Genomic DNA, 24,236 nt, shown 5'->3' on the forward strand with positions numbered 1-24,236 from the left:
GAATAAATTTATAGATAATGACGTTAAGATTCAGCCGATTATTCAAAAATCTTTAATTTTCCTCTAATTTTAAAAGGGGATAATTAAACTTTTACCCTAGAATTAAATATAACTTATTGATTTTCAGGGTTTATATTTTGCATCTGACTTATTCAGCGACTACATATTATGTATTTTTATGAAAAAACATATAATCTCTATTTTATTGATTTTGATTAGTTTTAATGGTTTTGGACAGGACGACTTTCCATTTTTTAGTAAAACCAATGACTTACCTGAAGATCTCCTCAGTAGAAGAGCTGCAGTTTTTATGAATGTAAATTCCTTAAAATGGGAAGAAGAAGCGCAAAAAATCCATAATAGTTTCATCCAGATTGGAATAGACGCAGTAGCCTATTATTCTTTATCTGATATCATGTCAGGGGAAGATGCTACAACGGCCTTCTATTCTGATATTACCAAAAGGAGCATTGAAAATATGCTAATAATTCACCAGACTGATAAAGGATTTGAGCTTTATGCATCGAAAATACCCGAATCAGGCGGTTTCTTTCAAAATGGAATGAACGCCTTTCATATACAAGCTCCTAACTTAAAAGATTTAGGTTCTACATTACAGACCTTGGTGAATAAGTCAGACCTGGAAAGAGAAAATTTTCTAATTATTGATATCCCAGAAACATTCAAAAGAACCAACGTAATTAAATCGAGAAGAATAGCAAATTTCAATCCTGATATAAGAATAGATAAATTGGCAGTGCCGAAATTTGAATCTAATATTATGCTTAATATAGATGTAGATAAAGCCAATGCGGAATTGGATTCGATTATGAGTGAACATTACCCATTTAAATACGGCTTGGTAGAACCCAATATGACCGTAGAAGAAATGATTAGTGAAGGGTATTTGATGGTTTTGAAAAAACTGCAAAATAATGGTGAAAGTCTTAGAAGAATGTTAGGCTATAATTTGTCAGATGAAGAAACAATTTTAATATCTGAAAGAAAAGGTGAAAATGCTAAAGTGATGAAATATGGAATTGAAGAGCATGTTCAAAAATATTATATTCAACAGCTTTATACAAAAGACATATATTTAGGAGATACCTGGGATGCAGGAAAAAATTGGCAAGAAGCACTCATAAATCATATTGAAAACCTTAAATCTAAACTAGAAAGGTAGATAATCAATTGAATGTTGAGCCTATTCCAGTCAGGCTACTTTTGATAGATTTTAAACAGTTTAGAAATAGACAAGATAAACAATGCACAACATTTGATAATGCTTGTTTATCTTTAGAAAACTTAACCAATATAAAACATGAAAAAGCTAAGTTTATTTATTATCGTCATAACAATCATTCTTGCAGCTTCGGAATTACAAGCTCAAGAGAAATTAGTAAATAAAAACATCAGAACTATTTCAGTTACAGGGGTTGCAGAAAAGGAAATCCTCCCAGATATCATCTATTTCACCATTTCACTCAAAGAATATCAGTTAAAAACAGGCAGCAAATTCGAAATCAGTGAATTGGAAAATCAATTAATAAATGCCGTTGAAAAAGCTGGGGTAGATAAGAAAAACTTGACAGTTGAAAATGTCTATGGCTATAATTACAGCTGGAATAAAAAGAATGAAAACAAAGACTTCATGGCAAGAAAGCAATTTCAATTAAAATTGTCGGATACCAAAAAATTAAACCTTATCCTTTCCAAAATTGATCCAAAGTCAATTGAGTACGTAAGAGTCAGTCAATACACCCACTCACGTCTTCAAGACCTAAATCAAGAATTACAGGTAGAAGCAGTGAAAAATGCCAAAGCTAAAGCCGAAGCTTTATTGAAACCCCTGGATGAGAAAGTAGGTAAGGTAATAGAATTGAATGAAAATCAGCAAAATTTCCAGCCCATTTATTATAAATCCTATCAAAATAACAGAATGATGTCAACATCGGCAGAAGAAACTGCTTCAATGGAATCAGATTTAGATTTTAAGGAGATCAAATTAAAAGCAGAAGTACATATTGTCTTTTCCATTCAATAAATTGTAAATAAGCTTTTATATTGCAAACTGATATTAAAACATCATTATATACTATGCAACCAATAGAAATCAGCAGTTTCGAAGAATTTAAAGCTTATGAAGGCCAAGAGTTAGGTGTATCGGATTGGCATACAATTGATCAAAAACAAGTCAATCAATTTGCAGATGCTACACTTGACCACCAGTGGATTCATTTGGACGAGAAAAGGGCTGCAAAAAGTGCTTTTGGTGGCACTATTGCCCATGGGTATTTAACATTGTCATTAGCTCCCTATTTATGGGAACAAATTGCAAATGTTACAAACCTAAAGATGATGATCAACTATGGAATTGAGAAAATGAAATTCAATCAAGCCGTTAAAGTTGGTTCCTCTGTACGATTAAAAGCTAGATTAAATTCTATAGTAGATTTAAGAGGGGTAAGCAAAGCTCAAATTGATATTGTTATGGAAATTAAGGACGAGAAAAAACCTGCTTATAACGCATCCTTGATATTCCTATATCATTTTAACTAAGCAAATTATACTGTTGCTTCAATAGAACTTTCCTTTTCTACTTCTTCGTAAGAATAAGTAGGACATGTTCTTTGCGCACATGCAGAAGCAAAAAGTATTAAACCTGATATTGCTGCGAATAATTTTAAAGACTTTTTCATAAATGTTCTTTTTTTAAGAATGAATGATGTCACAAATTTAAGTTGATAATAATTGATAAAAAATACCGATTGGCTGATTTGTTACTTCTTTCTAAAAATAATAGTCACAAGAGTCTTTAATCGACAAACCACTAATTTTTCACAATAAAGAGCAAGAAACTAGAGATCAATATTTTCACCAGCCTATTTTTAACTGTAAGATTCATATTTTAACTGTAGCAGTCTGATTAAAGTTTACATTTGTGAGCAAAATAATACATCAAACACTTAGTTATTTAATTGTGATATAATACTCAATAGTAAGTTTTGCTATAAATTTTTAACTCATTACGTTCATTATCTGTATTTTTGAAAAAAAACTCTACATGAAAAACTTAATTCCAGTCATATTTATTGTGTTTTTTTTAATCTCTTGCGATTCTTCTAAAGAAAAAAAGGAAAGTATTTCTGAAGATCGTGAAAAGAAGGATTTACAAGTTCCTGTATTTAATGCTGGGAATGCTTACCAGTTTGTGCAGACACAAGTGGATTTTGGCCCTAGAGTTCCCGGCACCAAACCACATGCAGAAACAGAACAGTATTTAATAAGCCAGTTAGAAACTTTTGGAGCGACCGTCAAAACTCAAAAGTTTGAAGCAGAAACCTATGAAGGTGAAGTTTGGGATTTAACCAATATCATTGCATCTATCCAACCAGAAAAAAAGAAGCGAATACTCCTGGCCGCGCATTGGGATACTCGGAAAATTGCAGACAAGGACAACGAGAGAAAAGAGGAACCCATTGATGGCGCTAATGATGGCGCTAGTGGAGTTGGTGTTATTCTAGAGATAGTTAATGCAATACAAAATGCAAAGAATAAGCCCAATGTTGGAATAGATGTGATTTTCTTTGACGGAGAAGATAATGGTGAGCCACAAGGATTATCTGCAAGAAACCCCTCCGAAATCTGGTGGTGTTTAGGCTCTCAATACTGGAGTAAAAATAAACATATACCAGGATATTCAGCATACTATGGTGTTTTGCTTGACATGGTGGGAGCAAGTAATGCTCAGTTCCATAAAGAAGGCTACTCTATGAAATACGCACCGAGCATAGTAGAAAAAGTTTGGAACACCGCTGATCAAATTGGTTACGGTCGATTTTTCATTAATAAGCAAGTCGCCTCAATTACAGACGACCATTATTTTGTTAATGAAATAGGAAAAATTCCTATGATTGATATTATCGCTCACGACCCTACTTCAGGAGATTTCTTTCCGGATTTCCATCATACACACAATGACAATATGGATATCATATCACAAGAAACACTGAAAGCGGTAGGACAAACGCTATTACAGGTCATTTATGAAGAATAATTGAAACAAAGAGCATCATTTTTTTTGCTTAAGAAACTAATTGAGGAAATTTACTAAATAGAAAATACTCCAAAGGTACAGAGTATCAATTAGGGCCGAAAAACAGCATACTCAATATCCCGCTTAGCATTATTACTTTACAAAAAGTGCTTAAAAAATGATAATGTTTAATGGTATCAGCCAAGCGTAATCTATGGATAAAATAAATTACAAAAAGTGTTAAGCCAGAGAAATAAAAATATAAGATATCATTCTCAAGGAATTGAGTCATGTAAAATATAAGAAAGTAAAAAAGAGAAATTAGAACGTAAAGCAGGAGTTTTGTTTTACGAATACCCCAAATTATAGGCAATGTTTTACACCCAAAATTAGCATCTCCTTGCCAGTCTTCCATGTCTTTCACAATCTCCCTAATAAGGCTTATAGCAAATGCAAAAAGCGCGTAAGTATGAACCAGGATTGGTTTTTGACCAAAGTATAAGGTAATAATTGAGATGGATAAACCTGTGAGCAATGCTACTATAAAATTCCCTATAAATGGTAGTCTTTTCAATTGGTTCGAATATAACCAGAGCATAAAAGCAGAGGCAAAATGTATAGCTCCGATTTTCCAATCTAAAAATGTACCGATAATTATGGCCGTAAAATTTAAAAAGGTGTGCCAGAATAAAACAACTCTCCTTTTTAAAACTTTTCCAACAATTACCTTTTCTGGTTTATTGATATAATCAATTTTTACGTCATAGTAATCATTGATAATATATCCAGCTGCAGCCAATAATACCGTGCTGAAGCTTAGAAGGAATAACTCAAGATCAAGAATATGGATTCCTTGCAACAAATAAAGTGCAGTGAGGTACTGAGTCAATACAATAATCAGCAAATTCTGGACACGAATCAACTTTACAAAACCCGGAAAAGAGAAATTCTTTGGCAATTGCTGTGTCATTTTGAAGTTACCTGATTTACTTTTTAAATTTCACTAAAGAAGTGCGATTGTCCTAATTCGTGAAGTTCTATTTTTCAGAAATTACTCCTTATCCAAAATACTCTGGCTAATTAATCTATAAATTTCTTGCACCGTTTCATCCTTTCCTAGCATTTCCATGTGCTTGTCTAAGGTTTCCAAATCACCGCGTTTAGCAGGACCTGTCTGAACAGAATTAGGTGAATGTTTGAGGGCCTTATCTATAGTTTCAGATACTAAGGGATGGAGCAAAGAAAAATCCAGTTGAGCGTTACTCATGATTTTTTCAGAAATACTTAGCATGTGATTAGTGAAATTACATGCAAACACTGCCGCTAAATGCATTTGCTTCCGCTGAGCGGTCGAGACTATCTGCGTATTTTTACTTAAGGATCTTGCAAGACTTTTTAATATTTTTAAAGCCTCATTATTTTCACTTTCCACTAGGAATGGAACTTGTTCGAAATCGAGCTTTTTATTTTTGGAAAAGGTTTGAAGTGGATAAAAAACACCAGATGCCGCTGCAGAGGAATACTCTAAAACATCTAATCCCTTACTTCCTGAAGTATGAACCATCAAGCTCTGTTCAGGCAAAATAATCTCTTGAGCAATACTTTTAATTGCATCGTCTGGAACAGCCAAGATGAAGATTTGAGAAGGACTGTCCTTAAAATCTAAATCAGATTTCACCACCGCATCGTATAAATTCCCTACCAATTTCTTTGCTGATTTTCCATTTGGAGTATAAACCTCCTTAACAAAGTGTCCAACGTTCTCTAAAGCAGGTGCCAAATGCCAAGCTACATTGCCTGCTCCTATGAAACTGATATGATAAGCTACATTTTTCACTCCAGGCCTTTACGCTTCATTTTATAAAATTCAGAATATCTTCTAAAGATTGCCATTCCGAAACCAATAGTCAGCACTAAAGTACCAATCCATAGTAAGTTAATGAAAGGTTTTTCCAGCGCTTTTAGAATTACATAATCCTTTTGAGTCGTGCGGACTGAAAGAGTAAATGTATTGGATTCAGGCTTTATACTCTCAATATTAAGTTTTATACCAATTTCTCGGTTTTCATCTGGAATTCTTCCAGCCATATTATCTCTAATTAAATAATAGGGATTTAAGATATAGTCTTCTCCATCTCCATAAACTTTGACCGTTGCCCTTACGGCTAAGTCATTTCCCTTTAGTTTCTCTCCTTCAATTTCGTCCACCCTTTTTACTTCCTCTAAAACGGTAACGAAATCATTGAGGAAGAATTTCTCTCCAAAAGTAACGTCCATTTCCTTGGGTTCCGACCATTCAATCTCTTGAGTAGGATCAGGAACTGACGAAACGTGAGTATATAAATCTTTTGTAAATTTTCTTCTGATATCGGGAGAGGAAATCAGCCCACCCATATCAGCATTGATTTGAGCTCTGGGAAAAAGAGAGAACTTTTCTCCATCAGCATGAAGGTAATCTACTTTATAATAATGATTAGCGCCATAGACCTTTAGAGTATCTCCCTTAGTCAAACTTTCGTCTTCTCTTTTGATATCTCTTTTAACGATTTTATCATTTTCATTTTGAGTATCTTCCAAATAAGAAGCTTTCACATATCCCCCATCATAAGTTTCGTAGAACCGGCCCTTATATGTGAGAGTGTATTCTCCCATCGTTTGAGGGTCATTAATGAAAAGTGGTATGTTTTCTTGATTGAAGTTATCTTCTACCTCTTCAGAATTAGTTAATAATAATCCTGTTTCATTCAAAGAAATTGTTCTAGAGTAACCAGTCGAAAACAAAATCCCCAACAACATCATCCCCAGTCCCATATGAGCAATAGCACCCCCAGATAATTTATAATTGTTCTTTACAATTTTAATGAAAATTTTAGCATTTGCAGTAATCGTGTAGACAGATGCTATAACTAATAAAATATAGGGAATATTGGTCATCCCGGCTAGTACAATAATTAATGCAGAAATGGCCAAAGTGATCAAGATTGGCATCAAAAGTGAGTCCTTCACTCCCGATTTTTTCATCTTTTGCCACCAGAAGAACTGACCCGTTCCCGACAATATAGCTAGACCTACAGCAAACCACATCTGCCATTTCGTATAGAACTCTACTTGATCTGCTGGAGGAGCTAAATTCGAAATTCCTCCGAACGATTGAATAATAGAATTATACACTGGAATTGAGGTGGGCAATAAGATCTGAAAGCCCATCAAACAAAGTAAAGTAGCACCCATGAAAATCCAAAACTCTCTAGAATAGGTTGAAACTTCTTTCTCAGTTGAAGGAATGTGTTTCCAGCGAACTATTGCTAAAACGATTGAAATTATTAAAAAGCTTAGCAAGTAAAGAAGCAATTGGCCTGACAGCCCTAAATCAGTAAATGAATGAACAGACGATTCTCCCAATACCCCACTTCTTACCATAAATGTAGCGTACAATACCATTAAAAAGACAGAAAGCACCAAAATGATAGAAGCTTTCAATGCTGTTTCGCTTTTCTTATAAGTAATCATCGTATGGATACTCGCCACTAAAACAAGCCAAGGTACTAAAGAAGCATTTTCAACCGGATCCCAGTTCCAAAAGCCTTCAAAGTTTAAAGTTTCATAAGCCCAGTAGCCGCCCATCAGAATCCCTACGCCTAGAATTGCTGCAGAGAATAATGCCCAAGGTAATGCAGGTCGAACCCAACCTTTAAAATCTTTCTTCCATAAACCAGCAATGGCATATGCAAAGGGAATTAAAGTGGTAGCATACCCTAGAAACAACACTGGTGGGTGAATCACCATCCAATAATTCTGTAATAATGGATTCAAGCCAGTTCCATCTTCCGGAACATAATTTGGATTTATATTGAAAATTGGTGCGTCCATTGCATCTCTTAGCAAAATAAAGGGAGAGCTACCGATTTTCAGGTCTCCAATAACAACCCCTAAAATCATAGACGCAAGGAATGCTTGAACCACAGAAAAACTCACCATAACGGATGGCGCCCATTTTTTATTAGTCAATAATATAACAAACCCCAAAAGAACATTCCAGAACGACCAAAGTAAGAAACTACCTTCCTGACCTTCCCAGAAAGAGGAAATGATATATTCTACGGGAAGCACTTTCGATGAGTGACTCCATGCATAAAAATATTCATAATAATGATTAGAAATGATGGTGAATAGCGTGATGACAATGCCGAATACCGCTAAACCATGTATCACATAAGTGATTTGCCCATTTTTCAACCAGCCTTTTTGTATCTCCGGCAATGGACTTTTTTCTGCTTTGTAGAAATTGAATATAGAAATGAGGGCAGCTACAAAGCTTATTATAACAAAAAGGTGACCAATGTCACCTATTGTAGTATGTATCATATTTTATGAAATCAAATTAAATAACAGTTTCTTCTTGATATTTTGATGGGCACTTCATTAAAATCTTATCTGCTATGAAAGTCCCTTTTTGGAATGAACCAATTACCACTACCTGCTCTGAGCGCTTAAAATCCGCTGGCATAGGCTCGTTGTAAAAAACTTCTTGTTCTATACCATTTTCATCTACCATCATAAAGGTGAAAGATAGTTTGTCATCAGATGGGTTTAAACCAATAATTTCTCCTTTCTCACTTTTCTTCAATTCACCTACCACATGAATTTTTGTATCGTTTCCCTCCAATGCCATATCATGCGCATCTTTAAACGAAACATAAGAACTGGCATCACCTGCAGTGGAAACAATCATCATAATTGCTGCTGCAATTACAATAATGCCGAAAATATACGATCTCTTCATAACTATAATTTATTTTCAGATTGGAACAAAGGTACTATCCAAAAAATTCTTTATTCCCTCTCTTTTAAGGATTTTTCTATTTTTTTTACTTTTCGTTCGGTCATTACCGCGTAAAGCATAAAGCCAACAAAAAGTGTGACAATAATAGCAACTAATACATAAATCTTACCATCCGCTCTCATGGCATCTGCCATTTCAATTCTATCGTTTGTGTAGTCCTCTTCCACTATTTCAGTTTTCTGAGCAGAAAGCCCCAAGCTGATCATCAGTAAAGAAAAAACTAATAAATACTTAATCTTCTTCATCAATCTTTGATTTAATAAATGATAATCTAATTCTTAATTCCGTTAACCAAACTCCCAATAAAGTCCACCCAATTACCGCAGGGTAAAAGACCATTCTTAATCTGCCATCTAATTCATAAGCATTGAAACCTGGATTACCTCCATTTCCTGGATGTAAAGAATCAGTCAGTCTTGGTAAAATGAATAATAATGGAATTAAAGTAGCATAAGCGAAGATATTGTAAACTGCACCGATTTTAGCTTTTTGTTGCGGATCAGTTATTGAATTTCGTAAAAGGATATATGCAAAATAAATCAACATCCCGATCGCAGAAGCATTTTGCTTAGGGTCTCCACTCCATGGAGCCCCCCAAGTGTAGTTCGCCCAAATCATTCCTGTTGCCAAGCCTAATATTCCAAAAAGAATGGAGGTGTTTACTAACTCAATGGCGTAAGTATCATATTTTAGATTGCCTGTTCTTAAATATCTGATGGAAAAAACAACTGAAGCAGTCAACATAATCACCATACCAAACCACATAGGCACATGGAAATGCATGGCACGGATTGTTTCATTTAAAATAGCTAACCTAGGCGCTTCAATCAATAATCCTGCAATGAGTGTATAAAACACCAGCGCAACCCCTATAATTTTCCACCAAATTTTTCTCATTTAGAATAATAATAAATTTCACAAACACTTACTTATTTGATACTCATTTTCAAACAGAGATAAGTTCATCTCTTGTATTTGCCTAATAGGCTCTATTTAATTTCTCCAGATAAAAGGAAATAATATATATGCCGTAGTAATGACAATTGCATCTACGGATATTAAAGTAAACAGTTTGTCATTCATTACGCTAATGTTGATCCCATCTATTGCATTTTTAGAAAGCCTGACCGACATCAGTAAAATGGGCAATAAAATTGGAAAACTCAGCACCGCCATTAGTGCTGTACTACTATTGGCTTTAGAAACAATTCCCGAAACCAGCGTCAACACTCCCGAGAATCCAATCGATGCAAAAAGTATAGTTAGGAGAAAATAAGTATAATTATTAACAGGGTTTCCTATTATAACAGCATAAACAACAAAGCCCAGTAAGGCAATTAAAATAGAAAGCAATACATTAAAAATCAGTTTACCACTTAAAATGATATGCGGTTTACACAGCGTATAATAATACAACATCCTACCTTCTCCCTCTTGCAAAAAGCTTTTCGCTACTCCATTGATATTGGCAAAAACAATGATAATCCAAAAGAGAGCATTCCAGGTGTCTATCTGCATCTGCCCTCTTTTCAAATTAAAGCTTAAGTAACAAATGAAAATGGTGCTGACCAAATAGAGCAAGATTCCGTTGAATGCCGTTTTATTCCGCCATTCTAATTTTACTTCTTTTTCTAAAATAGATATCACTTGCTTTATCACGGTGCAAATTTAATATATAAAGACTAATAAGACATGGTAAAAATGGAATGTTGTGCTTAATTTGCAGAAAAACTTGAGCATGAATATTACACCAACTGAATTTGATGGTTTGTTTATAATTAAGCCTAGTGTTTTTGAAGATTCAAGAGGCTATTTTTTTGAAAGTTTTCATCAAAAGAAATTTGAGGATTCTACAGGGATTCAATGTGAATTCGTCCAGGACAATCAATCTCGTTCCGTTTATGGTGTTATTAGAGGATTACATTTACAAGTACCACCAATGGCCCAGGCAAAACTGGTTAGAGTTTTAAAAGGTGAAGTATTAGATGTAGTCGTTGATTTACGAAAAGATCAGCCAACCTTCGGAAAATCCTTTTCTATTCATCTTTCTGCAGAAAATAAACAGCAGTTATTCATTCCAAGAGGTTTTGCACATGGAATTGCCGTTCTAAGTAAGGAAGCAGAATTCTTCTACAAATGTGATAATTATTACAGCCCTGAAAATGAAAGAGGCATCATTTACAATGACGCCTCCTTGAATATTGATTGGAAAATTGAACCTGAAAAAAGAATTATTTCTAATAAGGATCAGAAAAACTTAACTTTTTCTAGCTTCGACTTTCTTTTTTAATCCTTCTTTAGCTTCTCTAGTTTTTCTTTCAATTTTTTCTAGATATTGCAGAAATAAACTAATAGCTATAATTAAAGCAGCTATACTAAGACCAGTTAATCCTCCATAAAAACCTAACGCCAAAAGCCCTAAGCTCGCGGGTTGAGAATAAACCGTAAAGCCATCAATTAATTCAAATTGAGGCTGCAAAAATAATTCTCTTTGAATTTCAAGCTTCTTTTCATATGCTCTTCTAGATTCATTGAATACCGAAATAGGATTTGTAGTTTGTTCATCTGCTAAAATCACATTATTTGATCCATCTCTATCTCGTTCACCTACCATTCTAAAGTTTTTGAAAAGAATTTCCTTTAAACTATCTAATTCACTTAATTCTTCTTCAAGATTCTGAGCTTCAAGCTTTAAGTTATCCTCTTGAATTTGAAGCCTTTTTGAAACATAGGGATTATTCCTGAAATAGTTCAATAATGGCGCCTCTAAGTCATTAATCAGATTTCTGTCTAAAACCTCCACAAAAATTCTATAGGTAGACTTATTATCCATGCTCAACCTTTCTACAAAACGATTGATCACTTCTTCATCCTCAATTTCACCTCTCAACTGCTCTTTAAATATCTCTAATTCAATTACTTCATTCTCAGAAACAAAAGGCTCGTAAGAAAAACCAATGATATTATTCGCAGTAACGGTATCAATCTTTAGTACTTTAGCTAATTGCTTGTGGTTCTCCTCTTCAGTTAACAAGTCCAATTTTTCAATTGAGCTTTCCATTAATCGGCCACTTAAGTAAGAGGATTTTAGTAAAATAGAACTTTTATATACATCAGGAGTGGTAAAATGAACTGCAATCCCACCTACCCCACCTAAAACGCCTAAAATTACTATCAGCTTGATATTTCCAACAATAGCATTTTTAATCGCTACAATAAAAAGAATAATATTGAAGAAAATACTTTTGAAAAAATTGCCAATGGCTGAAAATAATTCTCTCAAATCAATTTCATCTGAACTATTCGTATTTTTTGGTTTTTGATCTGCTTCTGACATTTTTATTAAAAATTTTTACAAATAAACGGAAGTTTTGGATACTATTGAAATAAATTTTGTAATGAATCCTTTATTCTGTCAGACAATCTTTATTTTTGGATTTATATATAAACCTTAAAACAGTGAAAACTATCTTAATTACAGGGGGAGCTGGATTCATTGGCTCTCATGTTGTCCGTTTATTTCTGAACCAATATCCAGATTATAAAATTATCAATCTGGATGCTCTGACTTATGCAGGTAATCTAGAAAACTTAAAAGATCTAGAAGATAAACCTAATTATGTTTTTGAGAAAGGAGACATAACGGATGAGAGTTTTATTTTCAAACTATTTGAAAGATATGACTTTGATGGCGTCATCCATTTGGCAGCAGAATCGCACGTTGACAGATCCATTAGCAATCCACTGGAGTTTTTGAGGACTAATATATTTGGAACTGTGACTCTGCTAAATGCAGCCAAAGAGAGTTGGAAGGATAGTTTTGAGGGAAAACGCTTTTACCATGTTTCCACTGATGAGGTTTATGGTTCTGTTGATGATGGAGGCTTTTTCACTGAAGAAACTTCTTATGACCCGCAGTCACCATATTCTGCCTCAAAAGCTGGATCAGATCATTTTGTAAGGGCTTACGCTAATACTTATGGATTGCCTATAGTGATTAGCAATTGCTCTAACAATTACGGTCCCAACCAATTTCCCGAAAAATTAATACCTCTTTTTATCAATAATATCAGGAATAACAAGCCACTACCTGTTTACGGAAAAGGAGAAAATATCAGAGATTGGCTTTATGTAATAGACCATGCAAAGGCAATTGATTTGGTTTATCATAATGGAAAAAACAAAGAGACTTATAATATAGGTGGTTTTAACGAATGGAAAAATCTAGATTTGATCAAGGTTATTTGCAAGACCATGGACGAAAAGCTAGGTAGAGAAGCAGGAACTTCTGAAAAACTAATTGCCTATGTGAAAGACAGGGCAGGGCATGACTTAAGATATGCCATTGACGCCAACAAAATAATGAATGAATTAGGCTGGAAGCCGAGCCTCCAATTTGAGGAAGGGATTTCCAAGACTATCGATTGGTACTTACAAAATGAAGAGTGGCTAACAAATGTGACTTCAGGTGCTTATCAGCAGTATTACGATGAAATGTATAAATAGAAAGACTAGAATCTAGGCACTAGAATCAAGACTAGAAATTAGAATTTAGGTAACTACAGAGCCAGTCTAGGATCTAGGTTCTTACATCTATAAATCTTAATTATGAAAGGAATAATATTAGCAGGAGGATCAGGAACAAGATTACACCCATTAACCATTGCGTTGAGTAAGCAGCTTATGCCGGTTTATGACAAGCCTATGATTTATTATCCACTTTCCACTCTAATGCTGGCAGGGATTAAAGATATTTTAATCATTTCTACACCAGAGCACACGGGGCTTTTCAAACAGTTATTAGGAGATGGTAGTCAGCTTGGTTGCAATTTTGAGTATGCGGTTCAGGAAAAACCCGAAGGCCTTGCACAGGCTTTTATCATAGGAGAAGATTTTGTTGGTAATGATGATGTAGCCCTCATTTTAGGTGATAATATTTTTTATGGATCGGGAATGTCCACTTTGCTGCAATCCAATACAAGTCCTGAAGGCGGAATTGTTTATGCCTATCATGTTCAAGACCCGGAACGTTACGGTGTGGTGGAATTTAATGAGGAAGGAAAGGCTATTTCCATAGAGGAGAAGCCTGACAATCCGAAATCATCTTTTGCAGTGCCTGGTATTTATTTCTATGATAATCGTGTCATTGATATCGCAAAGAACATTAAACCAAGTCCGAGGGGAGAATTGGAAATCACTGACATCAATAAAAAATACCTACAGGAAGGAAGATTAAAAGTAAGTGTGCTAAACAGGGGGACCGCTTGGTTGGATACAGGGACATTCTCATCTCTAATGCAAGCCTCAGAATTTGTGAGGGTAATTGAAGAAAGACAGGGCTTGAAAATAGGCTGTATAGAAGAGGTTGCCTTCAGAATGGGATTCATTGATAAATCGCAATTACAAAAACTAGCTGAGCCTTTAGTGAAAAGTGGTTATGGTGAGTATTTAATGCGAATAATTAAACAATCAAAATAAATTTACTTTTCAAAATTGAAATCGTACTAAAACCTGACAGGTTTCAGCATTCATTCTAAGTTAGAAGAGTTAAACATAAAACAACTTTTAGATTGCTAAGCCGTACTTAGAAGCTTTCCTTTTAACTTATGGCAAAGCAAGATCAATCCTCCAAAACCACTTTAGGTAAGGCATTTAAAACCATTATTTGGCCAAGAAGAAAATATATTCTGATTGGTCTTGTACTGATTATAATTAGTAGAGCGGCCTCTTTAGTTCTTCCCGGTTCCAGCAAGATTTTAGTTGATGATATTGTTCCCAATGGGGATTTAGAAATGCTAAAGTATCTGATTTTTGCTGTTGTGGGAGCAATAGTCGTACAAGCAGTCACTTCTTTTGCCCTTACACAAATCTTAAGTGTTGAGGCTCAAAACCTAATTGCTCAGCTCCGCTCTAAAGTTCAGTCTCATATTTTAAAGCTGCCGATCCGGTATTTTGATAATGCAAAAACGGGAGAATTGGTTTCTAGAATCATGACGGATGTAGAAGGAGTCCGAAACTTGGTAGGTACAGGATTAGCGCAAATGGTAGGAGGAATTTTAACTTCCGTAGTATGCTTGGTCATTCTTATTACCATCAGTCCTATGATGACACTTTATGTGTTAGTTCCCGTAGCTATTTTCGGCTTTATTTCCCTTAAGGCTTTTGGAAGAATTCGGCCGATTTTCAGAGAAAGAGGAAAAATAAATGCCGATGTTACAGGTAGGTTAACAGAGACCTTAGGTGGCATAAGAGTGATAAAAGGATTTAATGCTGAACTACAAGAAATCAGGGTTTTTGCTGAAGGCGTTGATCGTTTATTCAAAAACATTAAATCTAGTTTGACTGCAACAAGTTTGATTACTAGTTCCGCCACTTTGCTGCTAGGCCTAGCGTCTGCTGGAATAATGGGTATTGGGGGTTGGATGATCATGAACGAGCAACTAACTTTCGGAGACTTTCTTGCTTTCACGCTATATTTAGGTTTCATGATAGCACCTATAGTTCAGATGAGTAATATTGGAAGCCAACTAACTGAGGCATTTGCTGGTCTGGATAGGACAGAAGAAATCATGAATACACCTGTGGAAACGGATAATCCGAACAGAACTATTGATCTGAAAGACATCAAAGGCCATATACACTTCCAGAACGTTTCTTTTGCTTATGAAGAAGCAAAAGATGTGGTTAAAAACATTAGTTTTGAAGCCCTCCCCGGTTCAGTGACCGCCTTTGTAGGAACCTCTGGCTCAGGGAAAAGTACAATCTCAGGCTTAGTTTCTTCCTTTCTAAACCCGGATGAAGGTCAAATTTTTGTAGACGAACATGATTTGCAAAAAGTGACCTTAGAAAGTTATAGAAGCAAATTAGGCGTAGTATTACAGGAAGATTTTCTATTCGAAGGTACCATTAGAGAAAATATTCTATTCCCAAGGCCAAATGCGACTGAAGCTGAATTGATGAATGCAGTGAATTCTGCCTATGTAAATCAATTTACCGATAAATTCGAAGCTGGCTTGGATACTCAAATTGGCGAAAGAGGTGTTAAGTTATCTGGTGGCCAACAGCAGAGAATCGCCATTGCCAGAGCCATTTTAGCAGACCCTAAAATACTAATATTAGATGAGGCCACATCAAATCTAGATACTGAGAGCGAGCATTTTATTCAATCTAGCTTAAAAGAATTAATGAAAGGAAAAACCACCTTTGTAATTGCTCACCGTTTAAGTACCATCAGACAAGCAAACCAAATCCTTGTAATAGAAGATGGTGAGATTGCTGAACGAGGTCAACATGATGAGCTTATCGCTAAAGAAGGCCGGTATTTTGACCTTTATACCTATCAGGCAAGGATTTGATTTAAGGAATAGCATAAGAAATTTACTCATGTAGTAAAATCCATCTCTTAATGAGTATTTAAAAGGTAAATCAAGCCTATGTAGCGATAGACAGTCTACTGACATACTTTTTCGTAAAAATTTTAAGGGAAAGCACTGTATTATTTAGAAATAATATTTAACATTTTTTTTACAAATATTAAAACTGAAACAAATCTTACGCTATCAAAAAATATAGCTTTAGTATCTTGATGAGTACTGGGTTATATTTGTCATATGATTTTTAACGTATTCAGAACATTAAAAAATTCTCGTCTTAATGACAATATCATTAAAGGGGCAATATTTATTCTACTCTTTATTGGGATGCTAATAAAATATTATTTAGGCAAGTAGATTTAAAACTGCACATTACTCTTCACTTTCATTCCACAGGACTATTCCAGTTTTGGCATATTTTTTGGTTACTTTTGACTACTCAACAAATAATATAGCCATGAAAAATCTTTTCAATTTTACCTACGCAATAAGTTTACTATTTTTAGCAAGCTGTACTTTCAATGGCCAAGATGGTGCTCCTGGACCCCAGGGACCACGAGGACCTCAAGGCCCTTCAGGACAGGATGGCCAAAATGGGCAGGAAGCATTTGTTTTTGAATATGTTGACTTAACCTTTTCTGCCTCCAATGAATACAGACTTTTGTTGGAATTCCCAGGTGATTTCCAAATGCTGGAATCTGATAAGGTTCTTGTTTATTTTCTTTATGATTATATCGAAGAGGATGATCTTGACATTTGGAGAGCACTTCCTCAAACCGAATTCACAGATTTTGGGACATTAGTTTATAATTATGATTTTACAATTTTTGATGTGAATCTGTTCCTAGATTCTAATTTTGATCTCAATCTCTTAGATGCAAGCTATACTGATAATTGGATCGCGAGAGTGGTGGTGGTCCCTGGGCAATTTACGAATTCAAGAACAAGCGAACCGGTGGATTATAAAGATTACAATGCTGTAATGAAACATTATAATTTATCAGATCAAGACATAATAACTGTAAAATAGTTCAATCTTATTTATTTCCTGCATGGCAAGCTTGATCTTGAGCTTGCCTTTAATCTTTCAAATACTCAATTTTATCTTGTTCCCCTCTCAATTTATCTAAAAACACTAATCATTAAGGTTATTTTTTAGCCATAACCTTACATTAGTCACTATATTTAAAAGTCAATATAATGTAGCATGAAGATAGATTTAGGTATATTAAAGATAATTTTCTTTATAAAATTTAATTAAAAGTTACAAATAAATTATCTTTCGGTTTTAATTGGGGAATTATTAGTATATGGATGGAATTATAGGGTTTTTTGATAACACAGAACATATACTATACAGTATTTTCGGGGCTGTTATTGTCATCTTCCTCATTTTTGATTTAGGATTTTTCAATAAAGATGCCAAAAAGGTTTCTTTAAAATCTGCGACCTATCAATCAATCTTTTGGGTTGTGATATCAGTCGGGTTTGGTTACCTCATCTATGAATACTATGGTGGCACTGTAGTAATGCTCGAATATTTTTCTGCATATGTGGCAGAATATGCGTTATCTGTTGACAATATTTTTGTAATTCTTTTAATCCTACGCTACTTCAAAGTAGAAGAAACTTACTATCATAAAATCCTATTTTGGGGGGTATTAGGAGCAATAGTTTTTAGGGCTATCTTCATATTCCTAGGCGCCTTTTTAGTAGAGCAATTTCATTGGATCCTATACATTTTTGGTGCTTTCTTGGTGTACAGCGGTGTAAAAATATTCTTCCAAAAAGAAGAGGATGATTTAGATCCCGAAAAAAATGTAATAATTAAATTTGCTAGAAAGTACTTAAAAATCACCAAAGGAAATTTTAGTGGTCAATTTATAATTAAAAGAGGTAAAGTAGTTTTATTTACTCCGCTGTTTTTGGTGATTCTATTAGTAGAATCAACCGATTTGATTTTTGCTGTCGATTCAATTCCGGCTGTGTTTGCTATTTCCCAAAATGAATTCATTTTATACACATCAAATATTTTTGCGATTTTAGGATTGCGAGCTAAATTTTTCTTGTTGGCAGGAATTATAGATAAATTCTATTTACTACAGAAAGGACTATCATTTATCCTGATTTTTATTGGTGCAAAAATGCTACTGGAAATTGTACATATCCATATTAATACGCTTGTTTCTTTCGGTGTGATTTTTTCAACTCTACTGTTGTCTATACTTCTTTCACTTTTAATCCCTCAAAGAAGTAAAAGTAAAGATTACATTTAGTCTTGAAATCCAGACGGAAAGACGTCTTTTGGTAAAATCTTTAGTAGAGTGGGCAATGACAGAAATGATCCTGGTAAAGCAATTGTGACAAATGCGGGAATAGATTTGAGGATCTCTATTAACTGAGACTTCATTTTTTTTTGTTCGTCTTCAGTTAATTGCTGGTTTTTAGATTTCTCAAACAAAGAACAAAGCTCTGAGTTACTCTTAATCTCCTTTGCAATACTTCCCTTATGCTGCTGAAGGACAAAAGTTATCCTGGTAGTCATAGTTTCACTGATAAGCTGAAATGAATGTTTACTTTGAAGAAAATATACCTCTTTCCAGTTTTCTATCACAAACGATTCAATGGCAATTAAACTGATATCTAATTCCTCTTCTGATATACCCAAGCGCCTAGCAAGTTCACTCAAAAAGGCTCGCTCTTCGGCACTCACCACTTTATCAGCCCAAATCATTAAAATTGCTAACTCCAAAACATACTTCTTGAGTAACCAAGTGTCAGCCTGTCTCAAATCAATTTGATCCAAACTAATCCCATCTCGAAAAGCCTCTTTGGCTAGTTTATTTTGAGACTTTGTCAGATTTGAAGATCCTAAAAAGGTGAAGAACATGTTTTTCTCCTCTCGCTCAATAATTTGATTAGCGTGCGCAGCGGCTGCAATAACTTTCAAAAGCAAAATCTTCATTGCATCTTTATGCCACTTCATATTGTGGAATCTCGCAGCCTTCCATTCTCCAAAATAATACGTATCTAAAAAGAGTAAACTATTTTGAAAGAGACTCGCCCAAAAATGATCCCATCGAGATTTAAGAAAAAGCCTCTTATGCAGTACTTGTTCTGCAAATCTAAACTCATCTTTTCTTCTCTTACCAAAAATGAAAAAAGCCTTTTTCCTTATCTGGGGGTCCAAAACAGAATAAAACTGTCCGATCGATTGACTTGTTTCCAAGTAAAAATCTTGCCAATCATTAGGGGTTGTTGGTAGTACTTCCTGCTTCAAACTTGCACTATGGAGAAAACTCTCCAATAAGACAATTTTCATTTTTCCCAAACTGTTCCATCTCTGCTCCTTCGGATGGCGAATACCTGGGGCATGAATTGGATGGCCATAAATCAATCCAGTGGGTTGAACAATTTTATAGAGTAAGTTATCTTGATCTTTTATTTGATATTGGAGAAAATCAATCGGATGTGGCCCTCTAAATTTTATGTATTCTTTTAACCAACCTTTTTCAGAAGGATTCATAAGCGAACATTTAGCTTTTTTCTAATTACATATAAATTAGCTAAATATTTCCAGAATAGAAATTATGAAATTGCATTTTTCAAATATCACCCAACTTTCAAAATAGTTTTACCCTTTAGGCTTGTACTTTGATAGACTAAAAATCTCTTGTGCATCGCTATTTTTCATCAATTCCTGCAATGTAACGTCTGGATTATTTTTCATATACGACTGTACAATCTGCCAACCTACCCAGATCCCTATTCTTCCTGGACATTCCTGACTAATTTCAAATGTTTTAGGCCTTTCCCCTATAAACTTATTTTTCATGAAATGACTGGTTTCATAGAGTAAGTCATTCTCTAAAAAATTAGCCCATATTATGTGCTCATTTTTATTAATGTCCTCCATTTCTTTGGCCGTGTAACCAATCAATAATGAATCCGAAGTACATGGAATAGTCATTTTGGTCATATAGTAAGATTTTCCATAAAAAACCATGTCCGCTAAAAGCGTTTGATCGCTTTGATCCGTTTCATTTTGCTTTTGGGTGAGCAACAACATGGTCATAGGAACGATATATTCCTTTTCGTAGCGCATTAATATGTACTCAGGGACACCATTGGGAACATAAGCCGCATCGGGACCTAGGAAATAATCGGCTGCAATACTAATTAAACTATCTGAAACAAATAAATCCTTTTGTAAGCCCGCTAATACGATTTCTAACTCAGGTACCACTACTTCTGGATAGTAGTTTTTGTAATATCTAAATGCTAATTCAAATTCAGACTTCAAGCCTTCAAAATCATCAAAATTATTTTTCACTTGTTGGTAAAGTGTGTCCTTATATGCAGGATTTGAGAAAATATTTACCATGTTCTTTGCCACAATTGAGTCTTGCCCATACCTTCTTCTTTCAAAAAAGTAATCCGCAATAAAAGGATGCTTTTGAATGAATTCTAACGCTTCATTTTGAGTATCGCTACCGATCATGTCATCTGTTAGATCTTTAAGAGGTATATTCACGTCAATATTACTAATATTTGGTGCCTCTTCGCAAAAATCATCTTTATGTGAGCAAGCTGAAAAAACAATCAAAGAGATTAAAGAAGTAAGTATATAATATTTATTACTTTGCATATGTCATTAATTATATTTGTCTTGAATATCAAAACCCAAAATAAATGAAAAAATTGCTCTTTTCTGCCATATTCCTGTTTTCAGTTTACATAACTGAAGCGCAAGTGAGGTTTGGATTTAAAGCTGCGCCAAATATTTCTTTTAATAGAATAGAGTCAGAGGCTGATAATACCGATTTTAGAACAGATGGAGTTGGCCTTAAATTTCAATTGGGTCCAGTTTTCGATTTCGAGTTTAAAGAGAATCATTATTTCAGTACTGGGATAATATTTACGTCCAAGCGATCAACTTTTGTGGCCGATTCAATGAATACTACTTATCAAGAAGCATATAATCCGCAGTATTTACAGCTTCCAATAACATTAAAATTATTCACTGAGGAAGTAGGCTTGGACAAGAAAATCTATTTCCAATTTGGCGGCACAGTTGATTTCATGACCAATAGCGAGGGCGAAGAGGAAAACATTGTTCAAAGCTTTAAATTCTTTGATTTGAATTCTTTATTGGCAATTGGATTAGAATACGGAATCGGCATAAATACAAAAATATTTGGAGGAATCGTTTACCAACGAGGTTTATTAAATGTTATCAAAGACAATGCTTATGGCGATAATTTTAAATTGAGAAATGACTTCGTAGGTTTAGAAATTGGCATTATCTTTTAGTCTCCTATTGGTAAGTTAATTACATAGTATTCATTTCTTCCAATTCTGATGTCATCATCTTGAATCCATGGGTTGTAAATTCTAAGGGTTTTATAAGTTGTATTTTGCTCCCTGGAGTAATCCACCCAATTTGTGGAATTGCGAACCGTATCAGTTCGATAGCTATAGGGTTCATACAAATGCTCTTTGCTTATATCCAATCCGTAATCTTGAGGACTTTCAAAAATTTGTTTGATTGCCAAAATTCTAAACACATAACGTGAAGTTTCATCATTTAGCATTAAATCATAATAGCTATTGTCTACTTTTTGATTGTCTAAAGCATTTTGCATGCCCCGCATTCCTCTATTATATGAAGCAGCTACTAAAGTCCAATTCCCGAATTTGTCATAGGCTCTTTTTAAATATTTGCAGGCGGCCTCGGTTGATTTTACGGGATGATAGCGTTCATCCACATCTCTATTAATTTCTAAGCCATATTCCTTCCCAGTGCTTTTCAAGATTTGCCAAAAACCTACAGCACCTGCGTAACTAGTAACATTTTCTAGTCCACTTTCAATTAGAGCCAGGTATTTAAAGTCATCTGGAACCCCATTTTTTTCTAAAATCGGTTCAATTACCGGAAACCAACGATTGGCTCGCTTAAACAAAAATATAGTATTATTATGCCAATAGGAATTGATATGCAATTCTTTGTCTAATCGTTCTTTCACATCATCTATATGCAATGGCACTGGTTCTCCGGCAAGGTCGATTTCCTCAGGTAGCGGAATGGTTTTAGCATTCTTGAAAGCAATCGGTCGGACCGGTTCCATGATTGGCTTGTCCCTTTCTGTTCCTCTTTGATTCCCGAAAAAAGCAACAATCAAGAAAGTGACCAAAGATGCTATTGAAATATAAAGTGCTAATCTGCTATCTGACATAAGGAATCGCTTCTGTTAAAGAATTTAGAAATTTGGCGAAAGCATAAACTGCGAGTAGAAGTTATCAATTACTTTTACAGCTTCAGTTGGTGTATCCACAACCGTGAACAATTCCATGTCCTCCGGGCTCACATTATTTTCAGCTTCAATTAAGGTTTCTTTTATCCAATCGATTAAACCTGACCAGAATTTTTTTCCTACCAAAACGATTGGGAACCGCCCAATTTTATGGGTTTGAATTAATGTCAAGGCTTCAAAAAGTTCATCCATTGTGCCAAATCCACCTGGCATAACCACAAAACCTTGAGCATATTTAACAAACATTACTTTTCTAACGAAGAAATAATCAAATGTTATCAATTTATCAGGATCGATGTAGATATTATTGAATTGCTCAAATGGTAGTACAATATTGAGCCCTACTGATTTTCCATTTTCACTTTTAGCCCCTTTATTTCCTGCTTCCATTATTCCAGGGCCACCTCCAGTAATTACTCCGTAGCCATGACGAACTAATTTTGCTGCTACTTCTTCGGCCATCTTGTAATAGGGATGATCGGGCTTTGTTCTAGCAGAACCAAAAACAGAAACACATGGACCTATTTTGGAAAGCTTTTCAAAACCCTCTACAAATTCAGACATGATTTTAAAAATTGCCCAAGAATCCGAGCTTTTAATTTCGTTCCAATCTCTGTCTTTGAATGCCTTTCTTATTTTATTTAATTCTAGTTTATCTTCGTTATTTGATTCGCTCATTCTTACTTATGTTTAAGGTTAATATAGCATTTTAATTAGTTAAAAAAATGCTCGATTTAATTTTTAAATTGAGGGTTAAATTTCCTCTGATTGTCTTTTTTGTTTATAATCAGAAGGTTTATTACGCTTCCATCTTTTATGTGTCCAAAGCCAAAGATGTGGAGTTTTATAGATATCCGCTTCTAGCAAACGCATATGCTTCTCAGTAATATACCCATAAGTGGTTTTATTTGGTTCCTCTGCGATCAGTTCAAAATCAATTTCATAACGAGATCGAGCTACCTTTTTAACATGTGCGTAAACTACAGCTAAGTCAAATTGCTTACTAAATTTTTCCACCCCGTAAAAAACGCCTGTTTCTCGGCCGAGGAACTGCATCCAATATGAGTTATATGGATTATTAGGTGATTGATCTGCAGCAAAACCTACTATTATATGTTCCTCTTGCCGTTTTCTTATTTCTTTATAAACATGGTCCTTAGAAATCATCAAACTCCCTTTAAACCGGGTTCGATTTTCTTTCATAAGTTTATCCATGACTTTGTTTTTCAAAGGCTTATATATGGCTAAACCAAAAGGTTGATTACGGTCTGTCATAAAATTAAAGCCTTGTGCAGACCACTCCCAATTACCAAAATGTGGTAATGTTATCGCTAAATTGCGCTTTTGATCTAGCAGTTTTTGAATTTCTGGGCTGGTATTAATTTTATACCGTTTTTTGATTGTCCTTTTCGAAAAACTAAATGCTTTTATACTTTCAATCAATAAATCAACAAAATGGTAGTAAAACTTCTTGGCTATCTCTTTAATTTCCTTTTCAGATTTATCGGGAAAAGATTTTGATAAGTTATCCATCACTACTTTGTGACGGTAAAGTTTGAATTTAATGAAGAAGAATCCGAGTAGAGTCGAAAGTCCGTGGTAGAACCAAAACGGAATTTTACTCAAAAGCCAAAAAACAGCTTTCAAAAAATAGTATTTAGCTTTCATGA

General features: G+C 34.6%; 25 protein-coding genes. 11 read left to right on the top strand and 14 right to left on the bottom strand.

What is annotated here, in order from left to right:
* The first annotated feature begins 178 nt into the window (after window positions 1-178).
* The 3 genes from AAC601_RS05875 to AAC601_RS05885 all read left to right on the top strand — a co-directional run bounded on the left by AAC601_RS05875 (window position 179) and on the right by AAC601_RS05885 (window position 2,559).
* Entirely contained in the window at window positions 179-1,183 is a 1,005-nt protein-coding gene (locus tag AAC601_RS05875; RefSeq protein ID WP_340152750.1) for a hypothetical protein, read from the top strand.
* A gap of 138 nt (window positions 1,184-1,321) precedes the next feature.
* Window positions 1,322-2,044, top strand: coding sequence for an SIMPL domain-containing protein (locus AAC601_RS05880; RefSeq protein ID WP_340152751.1), 723 nt, complete (start codon window positions 1,322-1,324; stop codon window positions 2,042-2,044).
* A gap of 53 nt (window positions 2,045-2,097) precedes the next feature.
* Window positions 2,098-2,559, top strand: coding sequence for a MaoC family dehydratase (locus tag AAC601_RS05885; RefSeq protein ID WP_303270998.1), 462 nt, complete (start codon window positions 2,098-2,100; stop codon window positions 2,557-2,559).
* A 5-nt stretch (window positions 2,560-2,564) separates the two neighbouring features.
* Here the strand turns inward: AAC601_RS05885 and AAC601_RS05890 are convergent, their stop codons facing one another.
* Window positions 2,565-2,699: a hypothetical protein gene (locus AAC601_RS05890; protein ID WP_303270999.1), complete on the bottom strand. Its 135-nt coding sequence runs from the start codon at window positions 2,697-2,699 to the stop codon at window positions 2,565-2,567.
* A 365-nt stretch (window positions 2,700-3,064) separates the two neighbouring features.
* Here AAC601_RS05890 and AAC601_RS05895 point away from each other — a divergent pair, with 365 nt between their 5' ends.
* Window positions 3,065-4,057, top strand: coding sequence for a M28 family peptidase (locus tag AAC601_RS05895; protein WP_303271000.1), 993 nt, complete (start codon window positions 3,065-3,067; stop codon window positions 4,055-4,057).
* An 85-nt stretch (window positions 4,058-4,142) separates the two neighbouring features.
* Here the strand turns inward: AAC601_RS05895 and AAC601_RS05900 are convergent, their stop codons facing one another.
* From AAC601_RS05900 to AAC601_RS05930, 7 genes are all read right to left on the bottom strand, one after another.
* The gene (locus tag AAC601_RS05900) at window positions 4,143-5,006 is read right to left on the bottom strand and encodes a geranylgeranylglycerol-phosphate geranylgeranyltransferase (RefSeq protein WP_340152752.1); all 864 of its coding nucleotides are present in this window, start codon (window positions 5,004-5,006) and stop codon (window positions 4,143-4,145) included.
* 81 nt (window positions 5,007-5,087) lie between these two features.
* A complete protein-coding gene (locus tag AAC601_RS05905; RefSeq protein ID WP_303271002.1) occupies window positions 5,088-5,873 on the bottom strand; it encodes a Rossmann-like and DUF2520 domain-containing protein in 786 nt (261 codons plus the stop codon).
* Complete coding sequence (gene ccsA / locus AAC601_RS05910) at window positions 5,870-8,401, bottom strand: cytochrome c biogenesis protein CcsA (protein ID WP_340152753.1); 2,532 nt, start codon at window positions 8,399-8,401, stop codon at window positions 5,870-5,872. Before ccsA (AAC601_RS05910) ends, AAC601_RS05905 begins: the two co-directional genes overlap by 4 nt.
* Window positions 8,402-8,417: 16 nt before the next feature.
* Window positions 8,418-8,819 carry a cytochrome c maturation protein CcmE gene (locus tag AAC601_RS05915; RefSeq protein ID WP_303271004.1) on the bottom strand — a complete coding sequence of 134 codons (402 nt, stop codon included), beginning with the start codon at window positions 8,817-8,819 and terminating at the stop codon, window positions 8,418-8,420.
* Window positions 8,820-8,869: 50 nt separating this feature from the next.
* Window positions 8,870-9,124 carry a CcmD family protein gene (locus tag AAC601_RS05920; RefSeq protein WP_303271005.1) on the bottom strand — a complete coding sequence of 85 codons (255 nt, stop codon included), beginning with the start codon at window positions 9,122-9,124 and terminating at the stop codon, window positions 8,870-8,872.
* On the bottom strand, window positions 9,111-9,776 hold the full coding sequence (ccsA, locus tag AAC601_RS05925; protein ID WP_340152754.1) for a cytochrome c biogenesis protein CcsA: 666 nt from the start codon (window positions 9,774-9,776) through the stop codon (window positions 9,111-9,113). Before ccsA (AAC601_RS05925) ends, AAC601_RS05920 begins: the two co-directional genes overlap by 14 nt.
* Before the next feature lie 96 nt (window positions 9,777-9,872).
* The gene (locus AAC601_RS05930) at window positions 9,873-10,538 is read right to left on the bottom strand and encodes a heme exporter protein CcmB (RefSeq protein ID WP_340152755.1); all 666 of its coding nucleotides are present in this window, start codon (window positions 10,536-10,538) and stop codon (window positions 9,873-9,875) included.
* Between the two features lie 79 nt (window positions 10,539-10,617).
* Here AAC601_RS05930 and rfbC point away from each other — a divergent pair, with 79 nt between their 5' ends.
* A complete protein-coding gene (rfbC, locus tag AAC601_RS05935; RefSeq protein WP_303271007.1) occupies window positions 10,618-11,169 on the top strand; it encodes a dTDP-4-dehydrorhamnose 3,5-epimerase in 552 nt (183 codons plus the stop codon).
* Here the strand turns inward: rfbC and AAC601_RS05940 are convergent.
* Window positions 11,137-12,216, bottom strand: a complete 1,080-nt coding sequence (locus AAC601_RS05940; RefSeq protein ID WP_303271008.1) for a hypothetical protein — start codon at window positions 12,214-12,216, stop codon at window positions 11,137-11,139. The two genes, rfbC and AAC601_RS05940, sit on opposite strands and share 33 nt — an antisense overlap.
* 122 nt (window positions 12,217-12,338) lie before the next feature.
* On the opposite strand from AAC601_RS05940, the gene rfbB reads away from it, so the two are divergent.
* From rfbB to AAC601_RS05965, 5 genes are all read left to right on the top strand, one after another.
* Complete coding sequence (gene rfbB / locus AAC601_RS05945) at window positions 12,339-13,385, top strand: dTDP-glucose 4,6-dehydratase (RefSeq protein WP_340152756.1); 1,047 nt, start codon at window positions 12,339-12,341, stop codon at window positions 13,383-13,385.
* A gap of 102 nt (window positions 13,386-13,487) precedes the next feature.
* Entirely contained in the window at window positions 13,488-14,357 is an 870-nt protein-coding gene (gene rfbA / locus AAC601_RS05950) for a glucose-1-phosphate thymidylyltransferase RfbA (RefSeq protein ID WP_340152757.1), read from the top strand.
* 128 nt (window positions 14,358-14,485) lie between these two features.
* Window positions 14,486-16,234 carry an ABC transporter ATP-binding protein gene (locus AAC601_RS05955; RefSeq protein WP_340152758.1) on the top strand — a complete coding sequence of 583 codons (1,749 nt, stop codon included), beginning with the start codon at window positions 14,486-14,488 and terminating at the stop codon, window positions 16,232-16,234.
* Between the two features lie 475 nt (window positions 16,235-16,709).
* Window positions 16,710-17,282: a collagen-like protein gene (locus AAC601_RS05960; RefSeq protein WP_340152759.1), complete on the top strand. Its 573-nt coding sequence runs from the start codon at window positions 16,710-16,712 to the stop codon at window positions 17,280-17,282.
* 280 nt (window positions 17,283-17,562) lie between these two features.
* Window positions 17,563-18,528, top strand: coding sequence for a TerC/Alx family metal homeostasis membrane protein (locus AAC601_RS05965; RefSeq protein WP_303271014.1), 966 nt, complete (start codon window positions 17,563-17,565; stop codon window positions 18,526-18,528).
* On the opposite strand, the gene AAC601_RS05970 is transcribed toward AAC601_RS05965, so the two are convergent.
* On the bottom strand, window positions 18,525-19,778 hold the full coding sequence (locus AAC601_RS05970) for a DUF533 domain-containing protein (protein ID WP_340152760.1): 1,254 nt from the start codon (window positions 19,776-19,778) through the stop codon (window positions 18,525-18,527). The two genes, AAC601_RS05965 and AAC601_RS05970, sit on opposite strands and share 4 nt — an antisense overlap.
* A gap of 108 nt (window positions 19,779-19,886) precedes the next feature.
* Window positions 19,887-20,900: a gliding motility lipoprotein GldB gene (locus AAC601_RS05975; protein WP_340152761.1), complete on the bottom strand. Its 1,014-nt coding sequence runs from the start codon at window positions 20,898-20,900 to the stop codon at window positions 19,887-19,889.
* Window positions 20,901-20,944: 44 nt separating this feature from the next.
* On the opposite strand from AAC601_RS05975, the gene AAC601_RS05980 reads away from it, so the two are divergent.
* A complete protein-coding gene (locus AAC601_RS05980; protein ID WP_340152762.1) occupies window positions 20,945-21,565 on the top strand; it encodes an outer membrane beta-barrel protein in 621 nt (206 codons plus the stop codon).
* On the opposite strand, the gene AAC601_RS05985 is transcribed toward AAC601_RS05980, so the two are convergent.
* The 3 genes from AAC601_RS05985 to AAC601_RS05995 form a co-directional block, all read right to left on the bottom strand.
* Window positions 21,562-22,488, bottom strand: coding sequence for a lytic transglycosylase domain-containing protein (locus tag AAC601_RS05985; RefSeq protein ID WP_340152763.1), 927 nt, complete (start codon window positions 22,486-22,488; stop codon window positions 21,562-21,564). The genes AAC601_RS05980 and AAC601_RS05985 overlap by 4 nt on opposite strands.
* 24 nt (window positions 22,489-22,512) lie before the next feature.
* Window positions 22,513-23,244: a TIGR00730 family Rossman fold protein gene (locus tag AAC601_RS05990; protein ID WP_303271019.1), complete on the bottom strand. Its 732-nt coding sequence runs from the start codon at window positions 23,242-23,244 to the stop codon at window positions 22,513-22,515.
* Window positions 23,245-23,319: 75 nt separating this feature from the next.
* On the bottom strand, window positions 23,320-24,234 hold the full coding sequence (locus AAC601_RS05995) for a hypothetical protein (protein ID WP_340152764.1): 915 nt from the start codon (window positions 24,232-24,234) through the stop codon (window positions 23,320-23,322).
* Window positions 24,235-24,236 lie beyond the last annotated feature (2 nt).

Source organism: uncultured Marivirga sp. (assembly GCF_963974845.1).
In the GTDB taxonomy this organism is placed as follows: Bacteria; Bacteroidota; Bacteroidia; order Cytophagales; family Cyclobacteriaceae; genus Marivirga; species Marivirga harenae.